The sequence below is a fragment of the Rhizobium sp. 05L419 genome (assembly GCF_056397845.1).
Window position 1 is genome coordinate 1 of record NZ_JBFTOF010000033.1, and the last position, 25,804, is coordinate 25,804.

Sequence of the window (25,804 nt, forward strand, 5' to 3'; positions counted from 1 at the left end):
GCCGCCACCAGGGCCGCCAGCTCTTCCTGCTTGGTTTCGACCGGCAGCGTCTGCTGGACGGATTTGAAGCCGCATTCCTTCGCCATCTTGCTCTTGGAACTCACATAGGCATGGCTTGCCGGATCGTCACCGACGATGATGACGGCAAGTCCGGTCCTGACGCCGCTTTGCTTTTCCAGTGCAGATGTCGCGGCCTTGACCGTTTCGATTACGGATGCTGCCACCTGTTTGCCGTCGATGATCTCAACCATCGCTCAGCCCATGCGCTCCGACGCGTAGCTGCCTGGGCTCGCGGGAAATACGACCGTTCGATTGCCGTTGACAAAGGTGCGATGATGGATATGGGCATGGATTGCCCGCGCGAGCACCTGACTTTCGACATCCCGGCCGATCGAAACGTAATCATCTGCACTTTGTGCATGGGTAATCCGCGCCGTGTCCTGCTCGATGATCGGCCCCTCGTCGAGGTCGGCTGTCACGTAGTGCGCGGTCGCACCGATCAGCTTGACCCCGCGCTCATAGGCTTGCTTGTAGGGGTTGGCACCTTTGAAACTCGGCAAAAAGGAATGGTGGATATTGATGATCTTCCCCGACATCTCCTTGCAGAGTTTGTCGGAGAGAACCTGCATGTACCGTGCCAGAACGATGAGCTCCGTTCCGCTCTGCTTGACGAGGTCGAGCAGTTGGGCTTCGGCCTGCGGCTTGTTTTCCTTGGTCACCTTGATGTGGTGGAAGGGGATGTCATGATTGACGACAACCTTCTGATACTCGAAGTGATTGGAGACCACACCGACGATATCGATCGGCAAGGCACCAATTTTCCAACGGTAAAGCAGATCGTTGAGACAATGGCCGAAGCGAGAGACCATCAGGAGGACCTTCATACGCTTCTCGCTATTATGAAACTCGAAATCCATGGCGAAGGGAGCCGCGACGGGCGCGAAGTCCCTGACGATCTCTTCTTCGGACACGCCAGCCTCGGAGATGAAGCTGATCCTCATGAAAAACCTACCTGTGTCCAAATCGTCAAACTGCGAACTGTCGACGATGTTGCAGCCTTTGCCGGAGAGATAGCCTGAGATTGCCGCAACGACCCCTCGCGTGGATTTGCAGGTGACAGTCAAAACGATGTTTTTCACGGTGAAGATCCTTGTTGGGCCAGGTCGCAGTTCAGCAGTCCAGGTTTGCAGGCACATGCAGCCATCGGAGCGCGAGATCCGCGCTCCGGCATCCGATTGCGTTGACTGCCTTAGATATCCAGTGTTGTCTGGTGCTCCCACGACGTGAACTGAGAACAATAGGTATTCCACTCGCCGTGCTTCATTTTGAGGTACGCCGCAGAGAACTCGGTTCCCAGCGCCTGTTGGAGCTCGGTGTCCTTCTCATAGGCGCGCAATGCGTCAAGCAGATTGAGCGGAAGCTTTGGGGCGTCCGTTACTGTGTGTCCTTCCCTGTACATGTCGATGTCGTAGTGCGGCCCCGGATCGGCATTGGTCCTCAATCCGCTCAACCCGGCGGCAATGATAATTGCCTGCAGAAGGTAGGGATTGACCGCACCGTCCGGGAGACGGAGCTCAAACCGCCCAGGTCCGGGCACGCGTACCATATGGGTGCGGTTGTTGCCGGTCCAAGTGACGGTATTCGGCGCCCAGGTCGCGCCCGAGATCGTTCGGGGCGCATTGATGCGCTTGTAGGAATTGACCGTCGGATTGGTGACCGCGGCCAGGGCCGAAGCGTGCTTCATGATACCGCCAAGGAAGGTCTTGCCCTTGGCAGACAGGCCAAACGGTGCTGCCTTGTCGGCAAAGGCGTTTGTCCTGCCCTCGTTATCCCAGACGGAGATGTGGCAATGGCATCCGTTTCCGGTCAGGCCCTTGAAGGGCTTGGGCATGAAGGTGGCGCGCAACCCGTGCTTCTCCGCAACGGACTTGACCATGAACTTGAAGAACGAGTGCTTGTCCGCGGTCTGAAGGGCGTCGTCATACTCCCAGTTCATCTCGAACTGACCATTGGCGTCTTCATGATCGTTCTGATAGGGCTTCCAGCCGAGTTCGAGCATGTAGTCGCATATTTCCGCGATGACGTCATAGCGGCGCATCACGGCTTGCTGGTCGTAGCATGGCTTTTCGGCGGTATCGAATTCGTCGGAAATCCTGGAGCCGTCCGGCGAGATCAGGAAAAACTCCGGTTCCACGCCGGTCTTGACGCGAAGACCCAATTTATCCGCCTCGGCGACAAGACGCTTCAAAACGACACGAGGAGCCTGACAAACCGGCTTGTCTTCCATGACACAGTCGGCAGCGACCCATGCGACATCCTTTTTCCACGGAAGCTGGATGACAGAAGAGGCATCGGGAATGGCAAACAGGTCGGGATGGGCAGGTGAGAGATCGAGCCATGTGGCAAAACCGGCAAATCCGGCCCCGTCTTCTTGCATGCCTGCGATCGCTTCGGCCGGAACCAGTTTGGCGCGTTGCGCACCAAACAAGTCCGTGTAGCTTATCATGAAATATTTGATGCTTCTATCAGCAGCGAACTTTGACAGTTCCAGTGTCACTTTATTCCCCTTTTTATGAATACAAGACACTTTTAAGGTGGGTTGGTCCGCGCTCTCCCAAACACAGACCACCGGTTTGGCGATCGGTCAGAAGCCTGCCTTGCCAGGATACCAGTTTGTGCCGGCCAGAGGGATCTGTGCCATCGCTGCTGCCTCCATCGTCAGCGCGCAAAGGTCTTCCGGCTCGAGATTGTGCAGGTGGTTTTTGCCGCAGGCACGCGCCACCGTCTGCGCCTCAAGGGTCATGACCTTCAGGTAGTTGGCGAGCCGCCGGCCGGCAGCCACAGGGTCAAGGCGCATTGCCAACTCAGGATCTTGGGTGGTGATCCCGGCCGGGTCCTTGCCTTCGTGCCAATCGTCATAAGCACCAGCAGTCGAGTTAAGCTTCTGATACTCATCCTCCCAGCGGGGATCATTGTCACCGAGAGCGACAAGGGCGGCGGTGCCGATCGCCACCGCGTCTGCACCAAGAGCGAGTGCCTTGGCGACATCGGCACCGGATCGGATGCCACCTGAGATAATCAGTTGAACCTTTCGATGCATGCCGAGATCTTGCAGTGCTTGAACGGCCGGGCGAATGCAGGCAAGCGTTGGCATGCCGACATTTTCGATGAAGACATCCTGCGTTGCTGCGGTGCCGCCCTGCATGCCGTCAAGCACCACGACATCGGCCCCCGCCTTCACAGCAAGTGCGGTGTCATAGTAGGGGCGTGCGCCGCCAACTTTGACATAGATCGGCTTTTCCCAATCGGTTATTTCGCGCAGCTCGAGTATTTTGATCTCGAGGTCGTCAGGACCGGTCCAATCTGGATGACGGCACGCCGATCGCTGGTCGATCCCCTTCGGAAGATTACGCATCTCGGCGACACGATCGGAAATCTTCTGACCGAGCAGCATACCGCCACCGCCCGGCTTGGCGCCTTGACCGACGACGATCTCAATTGCGTCCGCGCGGCGCAGGTCTCTTGGATTCATGCCATAGCGCGATGGAAGGTACTGATAGACAAGTGTCTGAGAATGGCCGCGCTCTTCGTCTGTCATGCCGCCGTCGCCGGTGGTGGTTGACGTCCCGGCGATTGTCGCGCCTCGCCCTAGCGCTTCCTTGGCATTGCCTGAAAGGGCACCGAAGCTCATGCCCGCAATCGTGATGGGGGTCTTCAGATGGATTGGCTTTTTTGCAAATCGCGTGCCGAGCACCACGGAGGTGTCGCATTTTTCCCGGTAGCCTTCGAGTGGGTAGCGTGAAATCGACGCTCCGAGAAATAGAAGATCGTCGAAATGAGGGACCTTGCGCTTCGTGCCGGCGCCGCGAATATCATAGATACCGGTGGCGGCCGCGCGCCTGATTTCGGCCAGCGTATAATCGTCGAAGGTAGCTGACTTGCGCGGCGGGGTCGGAGGATTGTGGTATGACATATCTTACCCTTTCGCCGCTCAGTACGCGTCGGCGTTGTCGATATTGAAGTTGTAGAGCTTGCGGGCCGAACCGTAGCGCTTGAATTCCTCGGGCTTCACGTCGGCAACGCCTGCCTTGTCCAGCAATTGGGAAAGCTTGGCGAAATGCTCTGGTCGCATCTCCTTTTCAATGCAGTCGGACCCCAGGCTTTTCACCGTTCCGCGTACGAAGAGCTTTGCTTCATAGAGCGAGTCGCCCAACGCCTCGCCTGCATCGCCAAGCACGACAAGGTGGCCAGACTGACCCATGAAGGCAGACATGTGGCCAATGTTTCCATGAACGACGATGTCGATGCCCTTCATCGAAATACCACAGCGCGAGGACGCATTTCCCTTGATGACAAGAAGACCGCCACGCCCGGTCGCGCCGGCATACTGGCTTGCGTCACCTTCAATGACGACTTTGCCGGACATCATGTTTTCGGCAACTCCCGGCCCCGCAGAGCCGTGCACGGTGATCGTGCCGCCGTCATTCATGCCGGCACAATAATATCCGACGGAGCCACGAACATCCACTGTCACCGGCGCGTCGATCCCGACAGCCACGGAATGGCTCCCGCGCGGATTAACGACCTCGAAATTGGTGTCGTTGGTTCCCGAGGAAATATTGTGCAGAGCGCTGTTCAACTCACGCAGCGGTGTGATCGACAGATCGAAGACTGGCATAGTTCGGGTACTTTCTTGCTTTGAACTGACATTCACGGTTAGGCCGCCTTTTCGTGATCCCAGAAGTAGACAGTCGCCGGCTCCGGCTCCCAGACACGTGCGTTCTCGATGCCGGGAAGATTGACCAGCGCGCGGTATTCCGAACCGAAAGCAACATACTGCTCTGTTTCGGCCATGACAGCAGGCTTGCAGGCGATGGGATCGCGAACGACGCCAAAGCCCGACTTGGTGCCCACCACAAATGTGAAAAAGCCGTCGAGGTCGTCGAGAGCGCCCGTCAGAGCCTCACCGAGGTCTTTGCCCTTTGCCATCTGCGACGTGAGATAGGCGGCCGCGACTTCGGAATCGTTCTGGGTTTCAAACGTCATGCCTTCTGCGACAAGCTCGCGGCGAAGATTGTTGTGATTTGAGAGCGAGCCATTGTGAACCAGGCACTGATCTGCGCCCGTCGAAAACGGGTGAGCGCCGAGCGTGGTGACTGCGGATTCCGTGGCCATTCGCGTGTGGCCAATGCCATGGCTGCCGGTCATGGCCCGAACACCAAATCGAGCCACCACATCCCTGGGGAGGCCCGTCTCCTTGTAGATCTCCACGCTGTCGCCCGAACCCATGATCCGCAGCCCTGGGAATCTTTGCGCAATGAAGCTCCGCACGTCGTCGGCTGAGGCGTTTGTATCGATCACGGCATGGGTGCTCTTGATCGTCACGGCAGCTTCGATGCCGGACTTTTGAAACTCGCTGCCAAGGTTGGCAAAGCCGCGTTCGGCATCGGGCGACTGCACGGTGATCTTCGTCTTGCCCGCAGTCGAAGCGCCATAGATCGCGATGCCGGCGGAGTCGGGTCCACGGTCTGTCATCGTGATCAACATGTCCGAGAGCAATTCGCCGAGCTTCGGCTCAAGGCTTCGGTCTTTGAGAAATAGTCCAACTATACCGCACATGGCTGAGCATCTCCGTTCGCGTCTGAACAAAGTGCTACCAGATGAATTTTGAGCAATCAACCTACAAGAATATTTTTTTCTTGTGAGGCAATTCGTGTCAATCGCGGTTTGTGCGCTTGTGGGGGTAGGAAATTATGGAGAGGTAGCGGGAGGGAAGTTGCACGAGCTGCTCCGGGCCATGGGGCGCGTCCGCGTCGAAAAACAGGCTGTCGCCTGGCTGCATATGATACAGCTGATCGCCGTGGCGATAGACCACCTCGCCTTCCAGCATGTAGAGAAATTCCATTCCATCGTGTTGAAATGTCGGGAACACGTCCGATTCAGCTGTCAGCGTGATGAGGTACGGCTCGACCGCAACACCACTGCTGTTGTTGTCGATGTGTCCAAGCAGGTTGTACTGATGCCCGGCGCGCGTGCCCCGCCTCTCGATATTGACACCTTGCCCCGATTTGACGAAGGTCGCCGTCCGTGGTTCTTCGTAACCCCTGAAGAAGGCTGTTATCGGCACGCCTAACGCCTTTGATACGGCCTGCAGGGTTGTCAATGACGGAGAGATATTGCCGTTCTCGATCTTGGAAAGCATCCCCATGGACATGCCGGTTGCCGCGGCGAGATCTGTAATTGTGATCCCAAGTTTGCGACGGCATTCGCGCACTTCGTGACCGATCGCCATCTCGAGATTGTTCTGCCGCGGCTCGCGAACAGCGTGGGGGTTCTGTTCGAAAGCAGTTTTCATGGCTGCCTTCTCGGCGGCCTTGTTTTTCTGCGGTGGCATTTTATCTCCTTAAAAGCATCGCTCTATCTTCTCAGTAAATATTTCACAATTCAAAGGAAAGATTCAGCGCCTAACGCGTTTGGGTGTCGTGCCGAAGAGCCTCTTGAAACAGTTGGTAAAATGGGCCGCGCTTGAAAAGCCTGTGGCGTAAGCGATTTCGGATATCGACAGCGGGCTCTGCTCAAGCAGCCGCCGGGCATGGCGCAGTCGAATATCGCGATATGTGTCCGAGAATGTCGACCGCCGATGCTCCCGGAACAACCGATCGAGATGCCTGGAACTGATGCCGGCAAATCTCGCCATGGAAGATCGGTCGAGCGGTTTCTCAATCGTGGTTTCCATCGTCTCAAGGATGCTGAGCAGCGCAGCGTGGGTGGTGCCAAAACGTTCCGCAGCCGAGCCACGCTGAGGGGCCGCGGGCTCGGCGACCGCTGTGTGCAGAAACCAGTCGCTCACCCTTCGGGCGAAGTCACCCCCCATCCGCTCCGCGATCATCGCGTGCATCATGTCCAGGGGTGCCACGCCACCACCGCAGGTTATGCGGCCACCATCGATCACAAAGCGCGCTTGGCGCGGCGCGAGTTGGGCAAAGGTCTCCTTCAGTACGGGAGCATGTTCCCAGTGGATGGTGAAGTCGCGATTGTTCAAAAGGCCGGCTTCCGCCAGGACATAGGAACCGCTGGAGATCCCCCCAATCCTGACGCCTTTCCGCGCAAGCCGTCGGAGCCCCGCATGAAGGACGGACGTCCCTGTCCAGTCGGCGGGTCCGCCACCTGCGCAGACAAACACGGTGTGACAGCTGTCGCCATGCGCTGCAAAATCGTGGCAGTCCACCGCGATACCAGAGGAACTCGCGATCGACGACCCTTCAAGCGACAGTGGCACGATTTCGTACAACGATCGCCCCGCGAGCAGATTTGCAGCGCGCAACGGTTCGATGGCAGATGCGTAGCTCATCAGCGCAAAGTTCCTGACCAGGATAAAGCCGATGCGCTGGAGGCTCCTGGTGTCCGGTAGAGTCATGGCTCATTGTTATCTGAAAATGGCTCATCTGCGCAATGACTCCAGGCGCCTTCGTGATAGGCGTTATGAGAATTTCAAGGACCCGGCAGCGATGCGCTATTCAGCTCTCTCGGTATTTCTCAATGGTCTGCGCGGCAACAAGAGTTGGCAGCCTGTGTGGCGCCAGCCACAGCCGAAACCCCACTACGATGTCATTATAGTCGGCGGCGGCGGGCACGGTCTGGCGACGGCCTATTATCTCGCGAAGGAATTCGGCGTCACCAACGTAGCCGTCCTCGAAAAGAGCTATATCGGTTCCGGCAACGTCGGCCGCAACACCACGATCATACGCTCCAACTACCTGCTTGCCGGCAACAATCCATTCTATGAACTCTCGATGAAGCTATGGGAGGGACTGGAACAGGACTTCAACTTCAATGCCATGGTCTCGCAACGCGGCGTGCTCAACCTATTCCATTCTGACGCGCAGCGTGATGCCTATACGCGCCGTGGCAACGCCATGCGCCTGCACGGCGTTGATGCCGATCTGCTCGATCGGGCTGCGGTGCGCAAGATGCTTCCGTTTCTCGACTATGAAAGTGCGCGCTTCCCCATACAAGGAGGCCTTCTGCAGCGCCGTGGAGGCACGGTTCGCCATGACGCCGTTGCCTGGGGTTACGCCCGTGGAGCAGATACGCGCGGCGTCGATATCCTTCAGGGCTGTGAGGTTACGGGCATCCGGCGCGAGAATGGCCGGGTGGTCGGGGTCGACACAACGAAAGGATTTATCGGCTGTGGGAAGCTGGCACTTGCGGCGGCCGGCAACTCGTCCCGTGTCGCGGAGATGGCCGACATGAAGCTTCCGCTGGAAAGCCACGTGCTTCAGGCCTTCGTCTCCGAAGGGCTGAAGCCATTCGTTGACGGCGTCGTGACATTCGGTGCGGGCCATTTTTACGTGTCGCAGTCCGACAAGGGCGGTCTGGTGTTCGGTGGCGACATCGACGGATACAACTCTTACGCCCAGCGTGGAAATCTCGCGACGGTGGAGCATGTCGCCGAAGCGGGCAAGGCGATGATACCGGGGCTTTCACGCGTGAGGGTATTGCGATCCTGGGGTGGCATCATGGATATGTCGATGGATGGTTCTCCCATCATCGACCGGACACCGATTGATAATCTCTATCTCAACGCGGGCTGGTGCTACGGCGGGTTCAAGGCGACGCCTGCGTCAGGCTATTGCTTCGCACATCTTTTGGCGCGCGGCGCGCCACACCAGACCGCAAGTGCTTTCCGGCTCGATCGCTTCGAACGCGGCTATCTGCTCGACGAAAAAGGTATGGGCGCGCAGCCCAATCTTCACTGAAGATACGACTGAGGAAATAGAGAAGATGGCAAGCCTCGTCCCATGCCCGCATTGCGGAAGACGACCGAAAGAAGAATTCACGATCAAGGGCGCGGTCTTGGACCGCCCCAGCCCGGACGCCGGTTCCGGGCGCTGGATCGACTACGTCTACCTGCGCGACAATCCACGCGGTTCTTACGCGGAATATTGGCACCACACATCTGGCTGCCGACGCTGGCTGGTGGTTACGCGAGACACGGCTACCCATGAAATCGAAAAAAGCCACGATGCGGCGCGCGCACAAGAGGCTGGCGTTCAATCATGACATCCTATCGTTTGCAAAGGGGCGGCCTCGTCGACAGAAATGCGTCGCTTTCCTTCACCTTCGATGACAAAGCCTTGGTCGGCTTCCAGGGCGACAGCCTGGCATCCGCCTTGTTGGCGAATGGAAGGCAGCTCGTCGCAAGGAGTTTCAAGTATCATCGCCCACGCGGTGTCCTCACCGCTGGCGCGGCCGAGCCCAACGCACTCGTGACAATCGGACAAGGGGGCCGCAGGGAGGCCAACACCCGCGCCACGATGCAGGAACTCTATGAGGGACTGGAAGCGACAAGCCAGAACCGGTGGCCCTCGCTCACCTTCGACCTTGGTGCGGTCAACAGCCTTTTGTCGCCGTTCCTCAGCGCCGGGTTCTACTACAAGACCTTCATGTGGCCCGCTGCTTTGTGGGAAAAACTATACGAGCCTTTCATTCGCCGCGCCGCCGGCCTCGGCAAGGCGAGTTACGAGGCTGATCCCGACAGCTATGAAAAGACATGGGCGCATTGCGACCTTTTGGTGATTGGCGCCGGTCCGGCAGGCCTGGCGGCCGCCCTCTCGGCCGCGCGCTCCAAAGCACGCGTGATCATCGTCGACGAGCATTCTTCAGTCGGCGGCTCCCTTCGCTCGGAGACCGCTTCGATCGATGGCAGGCCCGCTGCAGAGCTCGCAAATCGCATCCTTTCCGAGCTCCAATCGCTTCCGAACGTCCAGGTGCTGACCAGAACGACAGTTTTTGGCTGGTACGACGGCAACGTGTTTGGCGCCGTCGAGAGAGTGCAGAAACATATCCGGCATCCGACCGACAATGTGCCGGTGGAACGGCTCTGGCGTATCGTCGCAAAGCGCGCGTTGCTGGCGAGCGGCGCAGAAGAGCGCCCGCTGGTATTTGGCGGCAACGACATTCCTGGCGTCATGATGGCAACGGCCATGCGGACCTACCTCAATTGTTACGCTGTCGCGCCCGGGAAGACGACTGCCGTCTTTACCACCGACGACAGCGGTTACGCGCTTGCCCGCGATCTGGAGGCCGCCGGCACCGAGGTTTGCGCTATCATCGACAGCAGAGCAAACGTATCGGTTGCCTACTCCGGCCGCGCCCGGCTGATCAAGGGAGCGATGGTTTCGAACGCACGCGGCCGCCGGCAACTGTCGGCAATCGAAATCTGGCAGGACGGTCGCATCGAAAAGCTGAATGTGGACGCCCTTGCCATGGCAGGAGGCTTCAGTCCGATCATCCATCTCGCATGCCATCGCAGCGGAAAACCTGCCTGGTCCGAGCAACACGGCGCGTTCCTGGCACCGGCGAACCTGCAGGGCCTTGCAATTGCCGGAGCGGCCGCAGCAACGTGTGGCCTCGCCAACTGTCTCGCCGATGGTGCGCGCCTCGGCGCAGCACTTGCTGTCGAACTGGGCTTTTCGGCGCATGCCGCCGAATTCGGGGCTGTCGAGGGTGATATCATTGCGCCCGCAGCCAAACCCCTATGGCGCATTCCTGGCGTGACGAGCAAGGCGTTCGTTGATTTCCAGAACGATGTCCACCGCAAGGATCTGGGCCTTGCGGTACAGGAAGGCTATGACCACGTCGAGCTTGCAAAACGCTACACGACAAACGGCATGGCCACGGATCAGGGCAAGCTCTCAAACGTCAATGCCATCGGGCTTCTTGCAGAAGCACGCGGCGTTTCACCGGCAGAGGTAGGTACCACCACCTTTCGACCATTCTACACGCCGGTATCTTTCGGCGCGCTGACCGGAGCCCACAGCGGCCACCACTTCCAACCCGTGCGCAAATCGCCGCTGCATGACTGGGCCACGAAGCATGGCGCAACTTTCGTTGAGACCGGACTTTGGTACCGGTCTTCCTGGTTCCCGCGCGCCGGCGAAACGACATGGCGCGAGAGCGTTGATCGAGAAGTCATCAATGTCCGGACCAACGCTGGCATTTGCGATGTGTCGATGCTCGGAAAAATCGAGATCTGCGGCAAGGATGCCGCCGAATTTCTCAATCGGGTGTATTGCAACGCGTTTCTGAAACTGCCGGTCGGAAAAGCGCGTTACGGGCTGATGCTTCGCGAAGACGGCATGATCTATGACGACGGCACGACGAGCCGGCTCGAAGAGGAGCGTTACTTCATGACCACCACGACAGCGTATGCTGCTGGCGTCATGAACCATCTCGAATTCTGCTCGCAGGTGCTCTGGCCGGATCTCGACGTTCGCATGGCCTCCGTCACCGATCAGTGGGCGCAGATGGCGGTTGCCGGGCCGAAGGCACGGCTCATCCTGCAGCAGGCAGTCGATGACGACATTTCCGATGCGGCATTCCCCTTCCTCGCAGCCAGGGAGATCTCGCTCTTTGCAGGAGCACTCCGCGGACGGCTCTTCCGTATCTCGTTCTCCGGCGAACTCGCTTACGAGCTAGCGGTGCCGGCCGGCTATGCTGAAAGCGTTGCTGACGCATTGATGGACATTGGGCAGCAACACGGACTTCAACCCTACGGCGTCGAAGCGCTGAGTGTTTTGCGTATCGAGAAGGGACATGTCACCCACAACGAGATCAACGGCACGGTCGTCCCGGCAGACCTGGGCTTCGGCAGGATGGTTTCGATGTCCAAACCCGACTTTATCGGCAGAGCCCTGCTCGGGCGCGAGGGCCTCATGTCGTGCGAGCGGCCAGCGCTCGTCGGCGTAATGCCACTCGATCCCAGGGAAAGCTTCCGTTCTGGCTCGCATATCATCGGTAAGGATGCGGTGGCGACCCTTGAGAATGATCAGGGCTACGTAACATCGAGTGCGTTTTCCCCGCATCTGGGGTCGACCATCGGCTTGGCTCTCGTAAACCGGGGTCCGGAACGACACGGCGAAGAGGTGGTCGTTTGGAACGGTCTTCGAAACGAATTCACCGCAGCCCGTCTATGCAATCCGGTTTTCTTCGATCCTGAAAACGAGAGGCTTCATGTCTAAGCTGCGCGCCATCCACCGTTCCGCCCTTGGAGCCAGGCAAGCGATCATCGGCTCTTCCGTCACTCTGTCGGCCCTGGCCGAGGGTACCATCATTCACGTTTTGGCAAGCAGGTTCGGAGGTGACATGCAGCCGCTTTTACACAAGCTGGCCGGCGACAAGCTGAATGCGGTTCGCCCTGTGGCACCATACCAATGGTTTTTGGTGAGCGACGAACCGACGCCGCATGAGAAAATGACTGCGCTACTCGAAGGTCTACAGCCCAAGGCGACGGGGGTAGATCAAAGCCATGGTCGCGTTCGTATTCTTGTCCAGGGCAGGAAGGCTGAGCGCGTCCTTTCCAAGGGAACCGCCCTCGATTTGTCCGTGAACGAGTTTGCGATCGGACACTCGGCAAGCACGTTGATCGGCCACATTGCCGCCCATCTAACCCGCGTTGGTCAAGACGCGTTTGAGATCATCGTTTTGCGCGGCTTCGCCGAAAGCCTATGGGACGATCTGGCGCGCATGAGTGCCGAGTTTGCCTAAGATGTCCTGCCGAGCAGGACGTTGATCGATCTCGGCCTCTGCGACACCCAAAGACCAGAGGATTGCGGATACATATTCCATAGCAGGACGGGCTTCCCGCGGGCCAAGCGATGACAAGCGATGACAAGCGTATCGGGACCGGGGACTGGACCACGCCGAAAGTCAGGTCGCTCCGATGATCGGCAAGACGATGCCGCTCCCGCTCTCCTTGACGGTCGCCATCGCCACATTGGTCGACGTGCTAGCGACATAGGGGAGTTTTGAAATTCGCTCGCCCAGCACCTTGCGATGCAGCGTTCGTCGGCGCCCAGTACGACTGGATTTTTCATCCATCATCCGGTTGGGTTGCTTGGATACATCGCGGTACTGGAAAGTGAACCGGTCGGTACTGGAAAGTGATCCGGGAACCGCGGACGTCTACGACGATCTCGAGCGTCGGCAGGCCTTCCAAAGCCACTGTTTCGCACTTGTAGGATGCACGGCGAACTGGACCCGCAGCACGTCAAGGAATTGGATGACTTCATCGATTCCCTGCCTTTAACCGAAGGTCAGATGTCCTTGATGGGCATCTCCGCCATGAGCGCGAGCATTGGTTTGGCAGAATGCGTGTCTCGGCTCCATTCCTGATCCGGCTTCGGATCAACAGTAGTGCGCCGTCTGATAGCGTCCTGGTGAATGCCAGGCCTATTGCAGATAATCATATGAGAAAAATTGTGCCGGGCATTCTCGGATGTCCGCTTGATTGGAGTTGGCAAAAAGCGATATATCCGACGATATAGGAAATATCAGAGACCCCTTGATGTCGCAGCAGATCCTGAGTGAGACCATTGCGGAGAGCAGCTACAGGCGAATTCGCGCCGATATCATTTTCGGTCGCTTGGCTCCCGGGCAAAAGTTGAAGCTGGAAAGCTTGAAGGAGGCCTACGAAACCAGCATCAGCACGCTGCGAGAAGTGTTGAACCGGCTCTCCTCCGAGGGGCTTGTTCTGGCCGAGGGGCAAAAGGGGTTCGAAGTGTCCCCGGTGTCCGTTGCCGACCTCAAGGAGACGGCGGCACTCAGGCTTCTTCTTGAGACCCATGCCCTGGAGCAGTCGTTCATGTATGGCGACGTCGAATGGGAGGCTCCCCTGGTATCTGCTCATTACAAGCTGGCGCGGATGGAAAAGGTGATGGCCTTAGGCGACACCAGCAGGGCGGAAGACTGGAAGCGTTACGACTGGGAGTTCCACCAGGCCTTGATATCCGCCTGTGGATCGAAGCTGTTGATGGAGACGCACTCGGTGATCTTCGACAGATACCTCAGATATCAGATGGTCGCCTTGTCCTATCGTGGTGAGGTCGCAGCCAACGAACACCAGCAGCTCCTCGAGGCGGCATTGCGCCGTGATGGCGAGACAGCCAAGCGGGTGCTTGCACTGCATATACAAGGCGGCGTCGAACATGCGCTGGCGAGAGGCACGCTGAAATAGACTTGATCGGCACGTCTCTCTTCGCACCACACATCGACGCCTTCTCGGCAAATCAGGAAAACCCATGCTCAAGCACGTCCAAGACCCGGCTGAAACAGTAAGCGACGTCGTTTTCCGGCAAATACGCCAGGACATCATTTCCGGAACATTGCCACCGGGGACCAAGATCAAGCTGGAGCAGGCGAAGGAGCGCTATTCCATCGGCATTTCATCGCTGCGTGAAATCCTGAGCCGCCTGACCACGGAAAACCTCGTTGTCGCCGAAGGGCAGCGCGGTTTCGAAGTCAGTCCGGCGTCGCGGCGCGAGCTCCTTGAACTGGCGGACCTCAGGATTGTTCTTGAGACGCATGCGATCGGCCTTGCATTCGCAGCCGGAAATCTCGAATGGGAGGGGCGGATCGTCGCCGCGCATCACAGGCTTGCCGCGGCTGAACGCAAGCTCCTCGCGGGCGATGTCTCGCGCACCGTCGACTGGGTGCGATACGACTGGGAGTTCCATCAGGCGATCGTCTCGGCCTGCAACTCCTCGACGCTGATGGCGACACTGTCGTCTGTCTTCGACCGCTTTCTTCGCTACCATATGCTGGCCGAAAGCTTTCGCGGAAAGCCGGTGGTCGATGACCACAGGCTCCTGTTTGAGCTTTCCATTCAACGTGACGTCGCCGGGGCGACGGAAGTCGTCAGACGGCACGTCCAAAGCGGCGTGGAACATGTGCTCAAGAGCGGCCGGATCCTGTAAATCGAGATCTTAGAGCGCGTCTTTCGGGATGCCTTCGGGACGCATCTGCTTTTTCAGGGCGGCAATCCGAAAGATGGCGTTCGGTGCGCCGTATCCGCGATAGCCGCTGCGCTCGACGATCTCGAAAAAGAAACCCTCGCCATATGTTCCGCTGTAGAGCTGGAAATACTCGCCGTGCTCGTCGCGATCATAGAGGATGTTTTCCGACTTCAAACGCTCCGTCAATGCCGGATCGAGGCCGAAGCGCGCCTCGACGTCGTCGTAGTAGTTCGGCGAGATAGGGAGGGATTTGAAACCGCACGCCCGCAACTCCCGCGCTGTTGCAAAGATATCGACTGTCGCAAACGCCAGGTGCTGTATGCCCGATCCGAACTTCTCGGCGATAAAATGCCCTGCCAGGGTGCGGCGGTTCTCAGCTCCGTTCATGGTGATGCGGAGTTGCCCGGTTTCGTTTTCGACGACCTGACTGCGAACGACCCCGGCCGGATCGATGATGTCGACCATCGGGGTCTTGCCGGTCTCAAAGATCGATGTGTAGAACAGCAGCCAGGTGAGCATTTCATCATAGGCCACGGTCTGGGCGATGTGATCGATGCGGAGAAGGCCGGCTGAGGCCGTGCCGCTCTCGTCTGCGACCGGCATAAAGTCAATCTCCGAGAAGCGAGCCGATGCGCTCTTGTCGTCAATGAGATAGACGACCCCGCCCCCCACGCCGCGAATGGCGGGCAACTCCAGTTCGCCTTCTGCAACAGGCTGAAGGAAGGCTTCGGCATCGAGCGCAAGGGCGCGAGTATAGGCCTTTGCGGCATCATCGACGACGAGTGCGATGGCATACGCAAAAGTGCCATGGACGGCGTAGGCCGCGTTCGCAAATCCAGCCTGATCGACATTGACGAGGATCCGGATCTCGCCCTGTTCGAAGAGGAAGACCTTCTTCGTGCGGTGGACCGCCGTCTTGCGGAATCCGAGAGTGTGGAGCAAGGCAACCAACTCGATGGCGTCATCCTCGTCGGTGGCAAACTCCACGAAGCCGACACCCTTGACGGCCGCCCTTTTCGGCATCGCCGCTCCGGTCAGATATCCATCGCCGAGGTCGCGACGCACCTGGTCGCCAAGGTAGATCAGCGACCGATGACCATCGGCCGCGATCGCACGCGACGAGCCGCCCCGAAACTGATCGTTGAAGATTTCGAGCGAGAAGTAGCCATCATAGCCAGTCGCTGCGACGGCTTCGGTGAACGCGGTGACAGGCAGGTCGCCCTCGCCCGGCATGTTTCGGAAATGTCGGCTCCAGTACAGCAGATCCATGTCGATCAACGGGGCATCGGCAAGCTGCACGATGAAGATCTTCTCCTTGGGGATCGAGCGAATGGAATTGACGTCGATCTTGCGCGACAGCGTATGAAAACTGTCGAGGATGAGACCGACATTCGGATGATCGGCGCGGCGAACGATTTCCCAGGCATCGCGATGATCGTTGATATGGCGACCCCATGCGAGCGCCTCGTAGCCCACCCTCAGGCCGCGTCTGGCGGCGCGCTCGCCGAGTTCGCGGAAGTCCGCTGCGGCACGATCGATACCCCCGACAGACGCCGGCGAGACGTTCGAGCAAACAAGCACCAGATCCGTTCCAAGCTCCTGCATCACATCGAACTTCCGTTCCGCCCGATCAAACGTCCGACTTCGAAGCGGTTCCGGCATGCCCTCGAAATCACGAAACGGCTGAAACAGAGTGATCTCCAGGCCATGGTCGCGAACAAGCCTTCCGACATCCGCCGGGCTTCCGTCGAAGGCCAGGAAATCATTTTCAAAGATCTCGACGCCATCGAAGCCGGCCCGAGCGATCGCCTCGAGCTTCTCGGGCAGTTCGCCGCTGATCGTGACAGTTGCAATCGAGGTCCGCATTTCAAAGCCTTCCGCTGTGCGTGCGAGGAGAGTCAAACAGGGTTGGCGCCTGGCATAGGCGCCAACTCAAAATCGCTCTCTACTATTATTGCAAATGTCGTGAGAATTTCAATTAGCTTGGCATATTATAAATTCTCATACGATTTCGAAAAACTCGGTTGATTTCATGGTCCGTCTCTGGCAATCATTCCCCCACAGTCAAAGGTGAGGGTGGCTGTCCGGTCGAACGACCGCCAAAGGAGGAGGAATTTACATGTTCAAGTCTATGCTGACGCGCCGAAATGCCATGCTTGGAGCAGCAGCCCTGGTGACTGCCGTCACCCTGGCGCAGCCGGCGGCCGCAATTACGCCAGAAGAGATCAAGGCCAAAGGCAAGCTCATCGTCGGAATTCAGGGGGACAACCCCCCTTGGGGCTTTGTCACCAGTGGCGGCAAGCAGGACGGGCTCGATGCCGACATCGCGACCCTGTTCGGCAAGGAACTGGGCGTTCCCGTGGAGTTCGTGCCGCTTGAAGTCAACAACCGCATTCCCGCGCTGACCGCTGGCCGTGTTGACGTTCTCTTTGCGACGATGGCCATGCTGCCGGACCGGGCAAAAGCCGTGCAGTTCAGCAAACCCTACGTTGCCAATGCCATCGTCCTGATCGGACCGAAATCGGCAGAAATCAAGACAAATGCCGACATGGCGAAGTTTACGGTCGGTGTGGCGAAGGGGGCTGCTCAGGACACGCAGGTGACCAAGAACGCGCCGCCGAACACGACGATACGACGTTATGATGGGGACGCGGCGAGCGTCCAGGCGCTCGTTTCGGGTCAGGTCGACACACTCGGCGGCAACATTTTCTACATGAACCGCGTGGAGAAGGCTCGTCCGGGCGAATTCGAAAACAAGCTTGAATTCCAGAAGCTCTACAATGGCGCCTGCACGCGTCTCGGCGAAAAGGAAATAAACGCAGCGCTCAACACCTTCATCGACAAGATCAAGGCAAACGGTGAGCTGAAGGCAGTTTACGACAAGTGGATGAAGGTCCCGGTTCCGGCTTTCCCGGAAAGCCTCGACGGCATCCCGTTCGCGGCGAACTGACGGCTCAGTCTATCGAAAGCTTGACCCAGAAGGCGGGCATCCCGGCGATGCCCGCCAACGCCACCACCATATCGAGAGGTGGCTTCGATCCAGGTCCGAGGAGCGCGATCATGAACAAACCAATCTTTGTGCTCAACGGGCCGAACCTCAATCTTCTAGGCCAGCGCGAGCCCGCGATCTATGGCACCACGACGCTTGCCGATATTCGCGCGCGATGCACGACGAAGGCAAAGGCGCTCGGATTCGAAGTCGAGTTTCGTCAGACTAATTTCGAGGGCGAACTGGTCGAGAGTGTGCACCAGGCACGCACGGACGCCTGTGGCATCATCATCAATCCGGCCGCCTATACGTTTACCTCGATCGCGCTTCTCGATGCGCTGAAGACCTTCGACCCGCCTAAGATCGAACTGCATATTTCGAACGTGCATGCGCGCGAGAGCATCTATCACAATTCACTGATTTCGCGCATCGCGACGGCCATCATGATCGGCTTTGGCGCAGACGGATACGAGCTTGCCGTCCAGGCCATGGCAGGAATGGTCAAGCGGGACTGAACTTTAGGGAAGACTGACCGGAAAGATCGCCATGAACTATAAGTTGGACTTCACTCCCGTGATCGATGGGTTGCCGAACCTTCTACTCGGTTGCCTCGGTACATTCCTGCTGGCGATTTGCGGAATGCTGCTCGCGATCGTGATCGGAATTGGCGGCGTTGCCCTGCGCGATTCTCCACTCAAACCGGTGCGCTGGCTGATCATCTCCTTTGTCGAGCTGATCCGCAACACGCCGTTTCTGGTCCAGATCTTCTTCATCTACTTTGCGCTTCCGCTGGCCGGCATCAGGCTCGATCCGACGCCGACGGCGATTATCGCACTCGGCATCAACGGCGGTGCCTACGCAATCGAGATCATTCGTGGCGGCGTCCAGTCGATCCCGAAGGGACAGATGGAAGCCGGTCTCGCCCTTGGCCTGCACAAGGCTCAGGTCTTCAGACTGATCATCCTCAAGCCGGCACTGCGGGCGATCTATCCCTCGCTCACCAGCCAGTTCGTGCTGTTGACGCTGTCCACCAGCATTGCCTCGGCAATCTCCGCCTACGAGCTGACATCCGTTTCCCAGCGCATCGAATCGGAGAGCTTCCGGAGCTTCGAGGTCTACTTCACCGTCACGGTCTTCTATCTCGTGATCTCCTGGCTGATGATGCGCATCTTTGCGCTCTTTTCGGCGCGCTACTTCAAATATCCCGTCAAGTAGGAGGGTCTCATGGGTCGCGAAGAATTCGTCTTCCTGCTGATCGGCCTGAAATGGACTGTCGTCTTGTCGGCGGTCGGCTTCATCTGTGGCTGCATCGCCGGCCTCTGCGTCGCGCTCGCGCGCACCTCTGGTGTGCCCCTTTTGGAGCGTGTCACGGCCGGCTACATTGCGGTCTTCCAGGGAACCCCGCTTCTGATGCAGCTCTTCGTCGTCTATTACGGGCTGGCACTGGTGGGTCTGAGGCTCGACGCGTGGATTGCCGTCGCAATTGGCCTGACGCTTCACGCCAGCGCCTACCTCGGCGAGATCTGGCGCGGAGCGATCGAAGCGGTCCCGCGCGGCCAGACGGAGGCCGCAAAAGCTCTCAGCCTTAGATACGTATCGCGCACGAAGGACGTCATCCTGCCGCAGGCGCTGCGCATCTCGCTGCCCGCGACGGTCGGCTTCCTCGTGCAGTTGATCAAGGGCACCTCGCTTGCGTCGATCGTTGGTTTCACCGAGCTGACGCGGGCTGGCAACATCATCTCCAATCAGATCTTTGAGCCGCTGACGGTTTTCGGGATCGTCGGAGCGCTGTACTTCCTGATGTGCCTGCCTTTGACCATCCTGGGTGCACGCCTCGAACGAAGATTTGCCGCATCAGCGCGCTGATCAGCGCTGACTTATGCCACCTTGCCAATAAAACGTGGAGCTCCGTCAATGGCCAGCCTTACTCCTGCGATGGGCGCAGACACCATGATCACCATGGAACGGGTGGAAAAATGGTACGGCGCGTTTCAAGCCCTGCACGACATCAACATGTCGGTCCGCAAGGGCGAAAGGATCGTCTTGTGCGGGCCGTCCGGCAGCGGAAAGTCGACGCTCATACGATGCATCAATCATCTGGAGACATACAGCAAGGGCGAAATCCGCGTCGGCGGCATGCTTCTCGGCAACCAGGCAAAGACAATCGATGCGATCCGCCGTGAGGTTGGCATGGTTTTCCAGCAGTTCAATCTGTTCCCGCATTTGACGGTGATGCAGAACTGCATGCTTGCGCCGATGCGGGCGCTTGGCATCAGCAAGACCGAAGCCGAGCAGCGGGCGCGCGGGCTTCTTGAGCGGGTCAAGATCCTGGAGCAGGCCGACAAGTACCCGGTACAACTCTCTGGCGGCCAGCAGCAGCGTGTGGCGATTGCGCGGGCCCTTTGCATGCGGCCGAAAGTGATGCTGTTCGACGAGCCGACCTCGGCGCTTGATCCGGAGATGGTCAAGGAGGTTCTCGATACCATGATCGGCCTGGCTGAAGAGGGTATGACGATGATCTGCGTCACCCACGAGATGGGTTTCGCCCGTCAGGTGGCCGATCGCGTGATTTTCATGGCGAGCGGTGCGATCGTCGAGGAAGCGCCACCGGCCGAGTTCTTTACCAACCCGCAGCATGAACGAACCGAGAAGTTTCTCGGAGAAATCCTGCGGAAGTGAGCAGGCACAGAGGTTCGCAACTCGTCCTATTGTCGTAAATTTCGGGAGCCGGCCATGAAGCCGCTAGCGATTGCAGTCATGGGAGCCGGCCTGATTGGCAGACGCCACGCCGAGCGAATTACGTCCGAGCCCGGAACCATACTCTCAGCAGTCATCGATCCCTCTGACGCCGGTCGTGACTTCGCAGAAGGTGCCGGCATCCGATGGTATCGTAGCTTCTCGGACATCCGGGCCGAGGAAAGACCGGACGGCGTCATCGTCGCAACGCCGAACCGGCTTCACGTTGAGAACGGAATGGAGGTCGTAGCCGCGGGTATTCCGGTTCTCATCGAAAAGCCGATCGCAGACGATGTCGATGCAGCCACGACGCTCGTTGCAGCCTGCGAGAATGCAGGGATACCGCTCCTGGTCGGCCATCATCGGCGATATAATCCGATGATCCGGATGGCCAAACAGATCCTGGACGATGGAAAGCTTGGCCGGATCGTTACGGTTCACGGAACTTTCTGGGTCGCCAAGCCCGACGATTATTTTGACACGCCGTGGCGGCGGGAAGCCGGTGCTGGCCCCCTCTTCGTCAACCTGATCCATGATCTCGATCTCTTCCGATATCTCTTGGGCGAGGTTGAAGCCGTCTACGCCATGGCGTCGCACGCCATCAGACACCATGCCGTCGAAGATACCGCCGTCGTTTCACTGCGCTTTGCAAGCGGGGTCCTCGGGACTGTCAACGTCAGCGACACCGTGGCCGCGCCCTGGAGCTGGGAGCTGACGGCCGGGGAAAACCCCGCTTTTGCCCGGCAGGATCAATTCTGCTACCAGATCGGCGGCACGCAAGGCTCCCTGGACATTCCCCATCTGACGTTTTGGACAAACCCCTCGGCGCCTGATTGGCTGGAGCCACTTAGCCACGAGCGCATTTCGTTCACGCCGGCCGACCCTCTGCGCGTTCAACTCAGGCACTTTTGCGACGTCATTCGCGGCGAGGCCACACCTATTGTGAGTGGACGCGAGGGTCTGGCAACCCTCACGGTCGTCGAAGCGATCAAGACATCGGCGCGCACGGGCCAAATGATCCATCTTTGCGACCTCCGTACCTCTTCCGATCCCCAGAAAGTCTAGAAAAATGATCACCGGGACGACCAAACTCATCGCACACCTCGGCTATCCCACCGAGGCATTCAAGGCGCCGCTGATTTACAATCCATATTTCGAGAAGAGCGGAATTGACGCAGTTGTGGTACCGATGGGCTGCCGGCCGGAAGACTATTCCGCGTTTCTGAAGCTCATTTTCCGTCTATCCAATATCCACGGCGCTCTCATCACGATGCCACACAAGATCTCGACCATGGGGTTGCTGGACGAAGCGTCGACCAACGCGAAGGTCGCGGGCTCATGCAATGCGGTCCGCCTCGGGCCGGACGGCCGACTGATTGGTGACATGTTCGATGGGGAGGGTTTTGTTCGCGGCGTCCTGCGCAAGGGGAAGCAGGTTGCGGGAGCACGCGCGCTCGTCGTGGGTGCAGGCGGCGTCGGCTCGGCGATCGCCGCCTCATTGGCCCAGGCGGGTGTAGAACGTCTCGCGATCTTCGACTCCAACGAGGCGACGACGGCGGCACTGCTTGACCGGCTGGAAAAATACTATCCGCACCTGCAGGTAACGAGCGGTTCAGCTGACCCCGCAGGCTTCGACATCGTCGTCAACGCAACGCCACTTGGAATGCGACGGGGTGACCCGCTGCCGATTGATGTCGACCGCATTTCCTCGTCGGCCTTCGTCGGCGAAGTTGTGATGACAAAAGAGATGACGCCCTTTCTCGAAGCGGTCCGTGCTCGGGGCTGCGCATTTCAGGTCGGCACGGACATGTTGTTCGAACAGATCCCTGCCTATCTCGAATTCTTCGAATTCCCGACAACGACAGCGGACAATCTGCGCGCCATCGCGAAACTCGGTTGACGAGACGAAGAGGTCCAGGGGTGATATCAGGTTAACGTTGGGCTATTCGCGCCTGATGACCCGGCACGCGGTTCGCTATGAGCGTCACCGTTTCCCCCGTCGATACCTGCCAGACGCCAGCCTGATTTCTTATGCTTCAGTCACAGACTACAGGCTGACAAAGTGAATCAAATAATCATACTACAGTATGAATCATGTTGTTGATAATCAGCCTGTATACTGATACACATTGTCCTGAGATCAGCTTGCAGTCTGAGACATGTGGATGAAAAGCGATAATCGAAAAAGGGGGCGCCTGCGCCTCGATGAAAGACTTCGGGCGCTCCAGCCGGTTGATCGGTTCAAGGCGCCGCCGAAAGGATGGGTGCGTGCGCTACGCGACGCGCTCGGGATGACGGGTGCGCAGCTCGGCACGCGCATTGGCGTGCGGCCCCAAACCGTAGAAGCCATCGAGAAATCGGAAGCCGCAGGCACGATCCAACTTAACACCTTACGTCGCGCAGCTGAGGCGCTGGATTGCACGCTCGTCTACGCACTTGTTCCCAACAGTTCACTCGAGGCGGTAATCGAGGCGCGCGCAAGGAAAATCGCAACGCGCGAGCTTCACCGCGTCGCGCATACGATGCGGCTCGAAGCTCAGGGCACGGACGAGGCGGAATTCGAATCCCGCGTCCAGGCATATATTCGCGACAGGCTATCCGAGCGCGACCTCTGGAACGAGACATGACGGACCTGTTTCAGGAGCCAGAGGACGCAACACCCCTTGAACCGCATGAGCGAGAGGGACTGCTTCAGACATGGATCACGCACCGCCGTGATCTCAACGAGGCGGAACAGGAAAACATCGTCGAGGGCGCGGCCTGGGCGCGTGGTCGTCGGCGCGCATCCTTTGAGCGAATGCTGAGCGAGGACTTCATGCGAACACTGCACAAGCGGATGTTTGGCGAGGTCTGGGAATGGGCCGGCACCTTCCGAACGACGGAGCGCAACATCGGCGTCCAAGCCTACCGCATCGCAGTGGAGCTCGCGAGCCTGATAAGTGACGTCCGCAATTGGGTTGCGCATGAGACATTTCCACGGGATGAGATTGCGATCAGGCTCCACCATCGCCTGGTCGCGCTCCACCCATTTCCAAACGGAAATGGCCGTCACGCCCGCTTGGCGGCCGATCTTCTGATCGAACGCCTTGGTGGCGAGCGTTTCAGTTGGGGCGGCGGAACGCTGGCCGATATCGGTGAACTGCGCACTTTTTACGTCACGGCCCTTCGTGCAGCAGACAACCATGATATCGCGCCGCTGCTAGAATTCGCGCGCACCTGAGAGGCACCGCCTCTGTGCCATCGTTCGCCTTGATGGGAATCGAACCAAGAACCTGGAGCGCCAAGGCGGCTACAACGGCGCCAGGCTATACATTGACGGCGCCTCGGTTTTGGATATCGAGTTGCTGAAGGACGGCTGAGCTACTTGTACGCGTCGGCGCTCGGGCTAGTTGGCACAAGTGTCAAGTATCGGAGTCATCAATTTCAGATGCGCGTCTATCCGCTCGAGTACTTTTTCCGGGACGACACCCCGTTCCGGAAGGCTCCACCAATGCTTGTTGACGCGCTCAACGATATCGAGCACCGTTTTGAGCACGGCAGGTTCCGGCAGCCTTGCACGATGAGCAAAAACCTTCCATCGCTGCGCGGTGAGTGCCTTAAAGGAGCGCTCGCCTCCAAGTGACAGCGCCATGGCGCCGGCGGAAATATAGGGTACGGTCGAAAGAACATCGTAAATCGGCGCGAGTTCCGGCTTGTCGCCATTGCCACGGTAAATCAGCGACCAGTTTTTCAGGTGCATGTCGCCATTGCCGGTGATCACCGTTAGGGCCAGACGGCGCACGAATTCGAGGGCAGCCGTGGGCGAGACGGCGACGCTGAGGGCGGCGGCTATATCGTGGTATGCGGCGGCCTCGTATTTGCGCGAAGGATAGATGCCGAAGACCTGCGCGAAATCCTCAATATGAATGCGTTTCCCGTCGGCGCCACGATCGAAGCGCTTGACCAGGAGAACCTTGCCGTCTGACAATGTATTGAATTCCTCGGGAATCCCCTCAAAATCCGACTTCTCGACCAGTTCACGTTCGGGCACTTCCATGCCGATCGCGGCCGCCAGCGCAAGGTTGGCGTATTCGTTCTCGGAGACGCCAGGAAACGCTGTCGAAGGGAACTTGGCTATGTACTGGCCTTGCGCGTCTCCCATCGGCAAGGTGAGACCACCGCCCTTGCCGGTTGTCTTCATGACTGAGAGTTTCATCTGCACGCCCGCGAGCGAAAACCGGGCTTTCGGCTTGTCCTTTGAGGCATCTCCGATAGCCACCTTTGTGCCATCGCTCGGCACGACACGGACGGCGCCTGGCAGATCCGCGCCGAGCGCGGCCAACAGATCAAAATCGTTACCCGGGCGCACATTGCCTGCATGGTGCTTCTCCATCGCTTCGCGCAATTTGTCTTCGGGAAGAAGGTTGGCGAAGAACGCCGGCAAGGCTCCGGCAAGCGGCTTGGGATCCTTGCGCAGACCTCCCGCCGCTGCCCGGAACGATAAGCTGAGAACGGGGAAACCGCCCGTCGCGCGATAGGCGTCATCAAAGTTAAACGCATTGAAGTCGCCGGGCGTCCTGACAATCGTGCCGACCTTCAGATCGTTCAGCAGCACCTCCATTGATGGGATGGCCTTGGGAGCCTGAAACAATTTAGCCATGATCGTCGTCTTCGGGACTGGAGATAAAAGCGGGTAGATCATCGTCGTCATGCGGGCGCAGCAAGGCCTCGATCGCTGGAATCATTGCCTGTGGGATCAGCATCATCTCCAGGCCCAGCGCTCGGGCGATATTCATCAGTGTCGTTGCGCGCGCCGCAGCGCGTCCCGTCTCGATATCGCGATAGCGAGGTCGTGATATGCCTGCCAAATCGGCGACCTGTTCCTGTGTCATCGCCGAAGCCAGTCGGGCCTTCTTCAACAGGCGCCCTATTTCAATCAAAACCTCGGCTTCAGGCCTCATAATGATACCTATGCGCTTCATTGAGCATTTAAATGAGCCGTATAGATATCTTTTTACTCGCTGGAGTCAATGCTTTGGATCTGTTTGCGGCTCATGCTTCGGAGTAATGATATGTTTGCAGATCATTCTCATTGGTTGAATGGGAGAAGCCGTGTTTTTGAAGCTCCTCGTGCGCTTTTTCGGATACACGCTTTGCTTTGTTCATGGGGGCTTTTATTCCCGTTCGCTCTCGGCATTGGTGCCAAGCGGATCGAGACCGCCGGCGCGCCGTCCTCAACCGCATGTTCGCCTCTGCTCGCCCGAAATCCGTTCGCCGCAAGGCAAGTGTAGCGTAGCCCACGTCA

At 58.6% G+C, this 25,804-nt stretch carries 26 protein-coding genes and 1 pseudogene; 15 read left to right on the top strand and 12 right to left on the bottom strand.

The annotated features are described in order from the left end of the window. The 8 genes from AC1DMK_RS27445 to AC1DMK_RS27480 all read right to left on the bottom strand — a co-directional run. Positions 1-251 (bottom strand): tetrahydrofolate dehydrogenase/cyclohydrolase catalytic domain-containing protein (locus tag AC1DMK_RS27445; RefSeq protein ID WP_477863547.1); only part of this gene is annotated, 251 nt, incomplete at its 3' end. Positions 252-254: 3 nt separating this feature from the next. Next, positions 255-1,139 (bottom strand): formyltetrahydrofolate deformylase, encoded by an 885-nt coding sequence (purU, locus tag AC1DMK_RS27450; protein ID WP_477863548.1) that lies wholly within the window; start codon positions 1,137-1,139, stop codon positions 255-257. Between the two features lie 110 nt (positions 1,140-1,249). Beyond that, positions 1,250-2,557, bottom strand: coding sequence for a type III glutamate--ammonia ligase (gene glnT / locus AC1DMK_RS27455; protein ID WP_477863549.1), 1,308 nt, complete (start codon positions 2,555-2,557; stop codon positions 1,250-1,252). An 87-nt stretch (positions 2,558-2,644) separates the two neighbouring features. Next, a complete protein-coding gene (locus AC1DMK_RS27460) occupies positions 2,645-3,973 on the bottom strand; it encodes an FMN-binding glutamate synthase family protein (protein ID WP_037067355.1) in 1,329 nt (442 codons plus the stop codon). 18 nt (positions 3,974-3,991) lie between these two features. After that, positions 3,992-4,678: a GltB/FmdC/FwdC-like GXGXG domain-containing protein gene (locus AC1DMK_RS27465; RefSeq protein WP_037067357.1), complete on the bottom strand. Its 687-nt coding sequence runs from the start codon at positions 4,676-4,678 to the stop codon at positions 3,992-3,994. Between the two features lie 38 nt (positions 4,679-4,716). Further along, the gene (locus tag AC1DMK_RS27470) at positions 4,717-5,619 is read right to left on the bottom strand and encodes a class II glutamine amidotransferase (protein ID WP_477863550.1); all 903 of its coding nucleotides are present in this window, start codon (positions 5,617-5,619) and stop codon (positions 4,717-4,719) included. Positions 5,620-5,716: 97 nt separating this feature from the next. Further along, complete coding sequence (locus AC1DMK_RS27475; RefSeq protein ID WP_477863551.1) at positions 5,717-6,394, bottom strand: helix-turn-helix domain-containing protein; 678 nt, start codon at positions 6,392-6,394, stop codon at positions 5,717-5,719. A 63-nt stretch (positions 6,395-6,457) separates the two neighbouring features. Then, positions 6,458-7,417 (bottom strand): GlxA family transcriptional regulator, encoded by a 960-nt coding sequence (locus AC1DMK_RS27480; protein ID WP_477863552.1) that lies wholly within the window; start codon positions 7,415-7,417, stop codon positions 6,458-6,460. A 91-nt stretch (positions 7,418-7,508) separates the two neighbouring features. Here AC1DMK_RS27480 and AC1DMK_RS27485 point away from each other — a divergent pair, with 91 nt between their 5' ends. Genes AC1DMK_RS27485 through AC1DMK_RS27500 form a run of 4 tightly spaced genes read left to right on the top strand, consistent with a single transcriptional unit; the run spans position 7,509 to position 12,549 of the window. Continuing rightward, positions 7,509-8,759, top strand: coding sequence for a sarcosine oxidase subunit beta family protein (locus AC1DMK_RS27485; RefSeq protein ID WP_477863553.1), 1,251 nt, complete (start codon positions 7,509-7,511; stop codon positions 8,757-8,759). Positions 8,760-8,784: 25 nt separating this feature from the next. Next, positions 8,785-9,063, top strand: coding sequence for a sarcosine oxidase subunit delta (locus AC1DMK_RS27490; protein ID WP_037067366.1), 279 nt, complete (start codon positions 8,785-8,787; stop codon positions 9,061-9,063). Continuing rightward, positions 9,060-12,023, top strand: a complete 2,964-nt coding sequence (locus AC1DMK_RS27495) for a sarcosine oxidase subunit alpha family protein (RefSeq protein ID WP_477863554.1) — start codon at positions 9,060-9,062, stop codon at positions 12,021-12,023. The genes AC1DMK_RS27490 and AC1DMK_RS27495 overlap by 4 nt, the downstream gene beginning before the upstream one ends. Then, positions 12,016-12,549 carry a sarcosine oxidase subunit gamma family protein gene (locus AC1DMK_RS27500; RefSeq protein ID WP_477863555.1) on the top strand — a complete coding sequence of 178 codons (534 nt, stop codon included), beginning with the start codon at positions 12,016-12,018 and terminating at the stop codon, positions 12,547-12,549. The genes AC1DMK_RS27495 and AC1DMK_RS27500 overlap by 8 nt, the downstream gene beginning before the upstream one ends. 162 nt (positions 12,550-12,711) lie before the next feature. On the opposite strand, the pseudogene AC1DMK_RS27505 reads toward AC1DMK_RS27500, so the two are convergent. After that, positions 12,712-12,840 (bottom strand): annotated as a pseudogene (locus tag AC1DMK_RS27505) (ArsR family transcriptional regulator); the annotation flags it as partial. 508 nt (positions 12,841-13,348) lie between these two features. On the opposite strand from AC1DMK_RS27505, the gene AC1DMK_RS27510 reads away from it, so the two are divergent. Continuing rightward, entirely contained in the window at positions 13,349-14,017 is a 669-nt protein-coding gene (locus AC1DMK_RS27510) for a GntR family transcriptional regulator (protein WP_037067455.1), read from the top strand. 64 nt (positions 14,018-14,081) lie between these two features. Further along, positions 14,082-14,756, top strand: a complete 675-nt coding sequence (locus tag AC1DMK_RS27515) for a GntR family transcriptional regulator (RefSeq protein ID WP_037067458.1) — start codon at positions 14,082-14,084, stop codon at positions 14,754-14,756. Positions 14,757-14,765: 9 nt separating this feature from the next. On the opposite strand, the gene AC1DMK_RS27520 is transcribed toward AC1DMK_RS27515, so the two are convergent. Continuing rightward, complete coding sequence (locus tag AC1DMK_RS27520) at positions 14,766-16,661, bottom strand: bifunctional sugar phosphate isomerase/epimerase/4-hydroxyphenylpyruvate dioxygenase family protein (protein ID WP_477863556.1); 1,896 nt, start codon at positions 16,659-16,661, stop codon at positions 14,766-14,768. 253 nt (positions 16,662-16,914) lie between these two features. Here AC1DMK_RS27520 and AC1DMK_RS27525 point away from each other — a divergent pair, with 253 nt between their 5' ends. The 9 genes from AC1DMK_RS27525 to AC1DMK_RS27565 all read left to right on the top strand — a co-directional run bounded on the left by AC1DMK_RS27525 (position 16,915) and on the right by AC1DMK_RS27565 (position 23,740). Continuing rightward, positions 16,915-17,745, top strand: a complete 831-nt coding sequence (locus tag AC1DMK_RS27525) for a transporter substrate-binding domain-containing protein (protein WP_037067372.1) — start codon at positions 16,915-16,917, stop codon at positions 17,743-17,745. A gap of 110 nt (positions 17,746-17,855) precedes the next feature. Next, entirely contained in the window at positions 17,856-18,299 is a 444-nt protein-coding gene (aroQ, locus tag AC1DMK_RS27530) for a type II 3-dehydroquinate dehydratase (RefSeq protein ID WP_477863557.1), read from the top strand. A 31-nt stretch (positions 18,300-18,330) separates the two neighbouring features. Continuing rightward, positions 18,331-18,999 (top strand): amino acid ABC transporter permease, encoded by a 669-nt coding sequence (locus tag AC1DMK_RS27535; RefSeq protein WP_037067374.1) that lies wholly within the window; start codon positions 18,331-18,333, stop codon positions 18,997-18,999. A gap of 9 nt (positions 19,000-19,008) precedes the next feature. Continuing rightward, complete coding sequence (locus AC1DMK_RS27540) at positions 19,009-19,650, top strand: amino acid ABC transporter permease (protein WP_477863558.1); 642 nt, start codon at positions 19,009-19,011, stop codon at positions 19,648-19,650. A gap of 48 nt (positions 19,651-19,698) precedes the next feature. After that, positions 19,699-20,463, top strand: coding sequence for an amino acid ABC transporter ATP-binding protein (locus tag AC1DMK_RS27545; RefSeq protein WP_477863559.1), 765 nt, complete (start codon positions 19,699-19,701; stop codon positions 20,461-20,463). Between the two features lie 54 nt (positions 20,464-20,517). After that, positions 20,518-21,585 carry a Gfo/Idh/MocA family protein gene (locus AC1DMK_RS27550; protein ID WP_477863560.1) on the top strand — a complete coding sequence of 356 codons (1,068 nt, stop codon included), beginning with the start codon at positions 20,518-20,520 and terminating at the stop codon, positions 21,583-21,585. A gap of 4 nt (positions 21,586-21,589) precedes the next feature. Then, positions 21,590-22,420, top strand: coding sequence for a shikimate dehydrogenase family protein (locus tag AC1DMK_RS27555; RefSeq protein ID WP_477863561.1), 831 nt, complete (start codon positions 21,590-21,592; stop codon positions 22,418-22,420). A gap of 265 nt (positions 22,421-22,685) precedes the next feature. After that, positions 22,686-23,147: a mobile mystery protein A gene (locus tag AC1DMK_RS27560; protein ID WP_037067460.1), complete on the top strand. Its 462-nt coding sequence runs from the start codon at positions 22,686-22,688 to the stop codon at positions 23,145-23,147. After that, entirely contained in the window at positions 23,144-23,740 is a 597-nt protein-coding gene (locus tag AC1DMK_RS27565) for a mobile mystery protein B (RefSeq protein ID WP_477863562.1), read from the top strand. Before AC1DMK_RS27560 ends, AC1DMK_RS27565 begins: the two co-directional genes overlap by 4 nt. 165 nt (positions 23,741-23,905) lie before the next feature. On the opposite strand, the gene AC1DMK_RS27570 is transcribed toward AC1DMK_RS27565, so the two are convergent. Together AC1DMK_RS27570 and AC1DMK_RS27575 are read right to left on the bottom strand one after the other, a co-directional pair. Next, positions 23,906-25,159: a type II toxin-antitoxin system HipA family toxin gene (locus tag AC1DMK_RS27570; protein WP_477863586.1), complete on the bottom strand. Its 1,254-nt coding sequence runs from the start codon at positions 25,157-25,159 to the stop codon at positions 23,906-23,908. Continuing rightward, positions 25,152-25,481: a helix-turn-helix domain-containing protein gene (locus AC1DMK_RS27575; RefSeq protein WP_477863563.1), complete on the bottom strand. Its 330-nt coding sequence runs from the start codon at positions 25,479-25,481 to the stop codon at positions 25,152-25,154. Before AC1DMK_RS27575 ends, AC1DMK_RS27570 begins: the two co-directional genes overlap by 8 nt. Between the last annotated feature and the right edge of the window lie 323 nt (positions 25,482-25,804).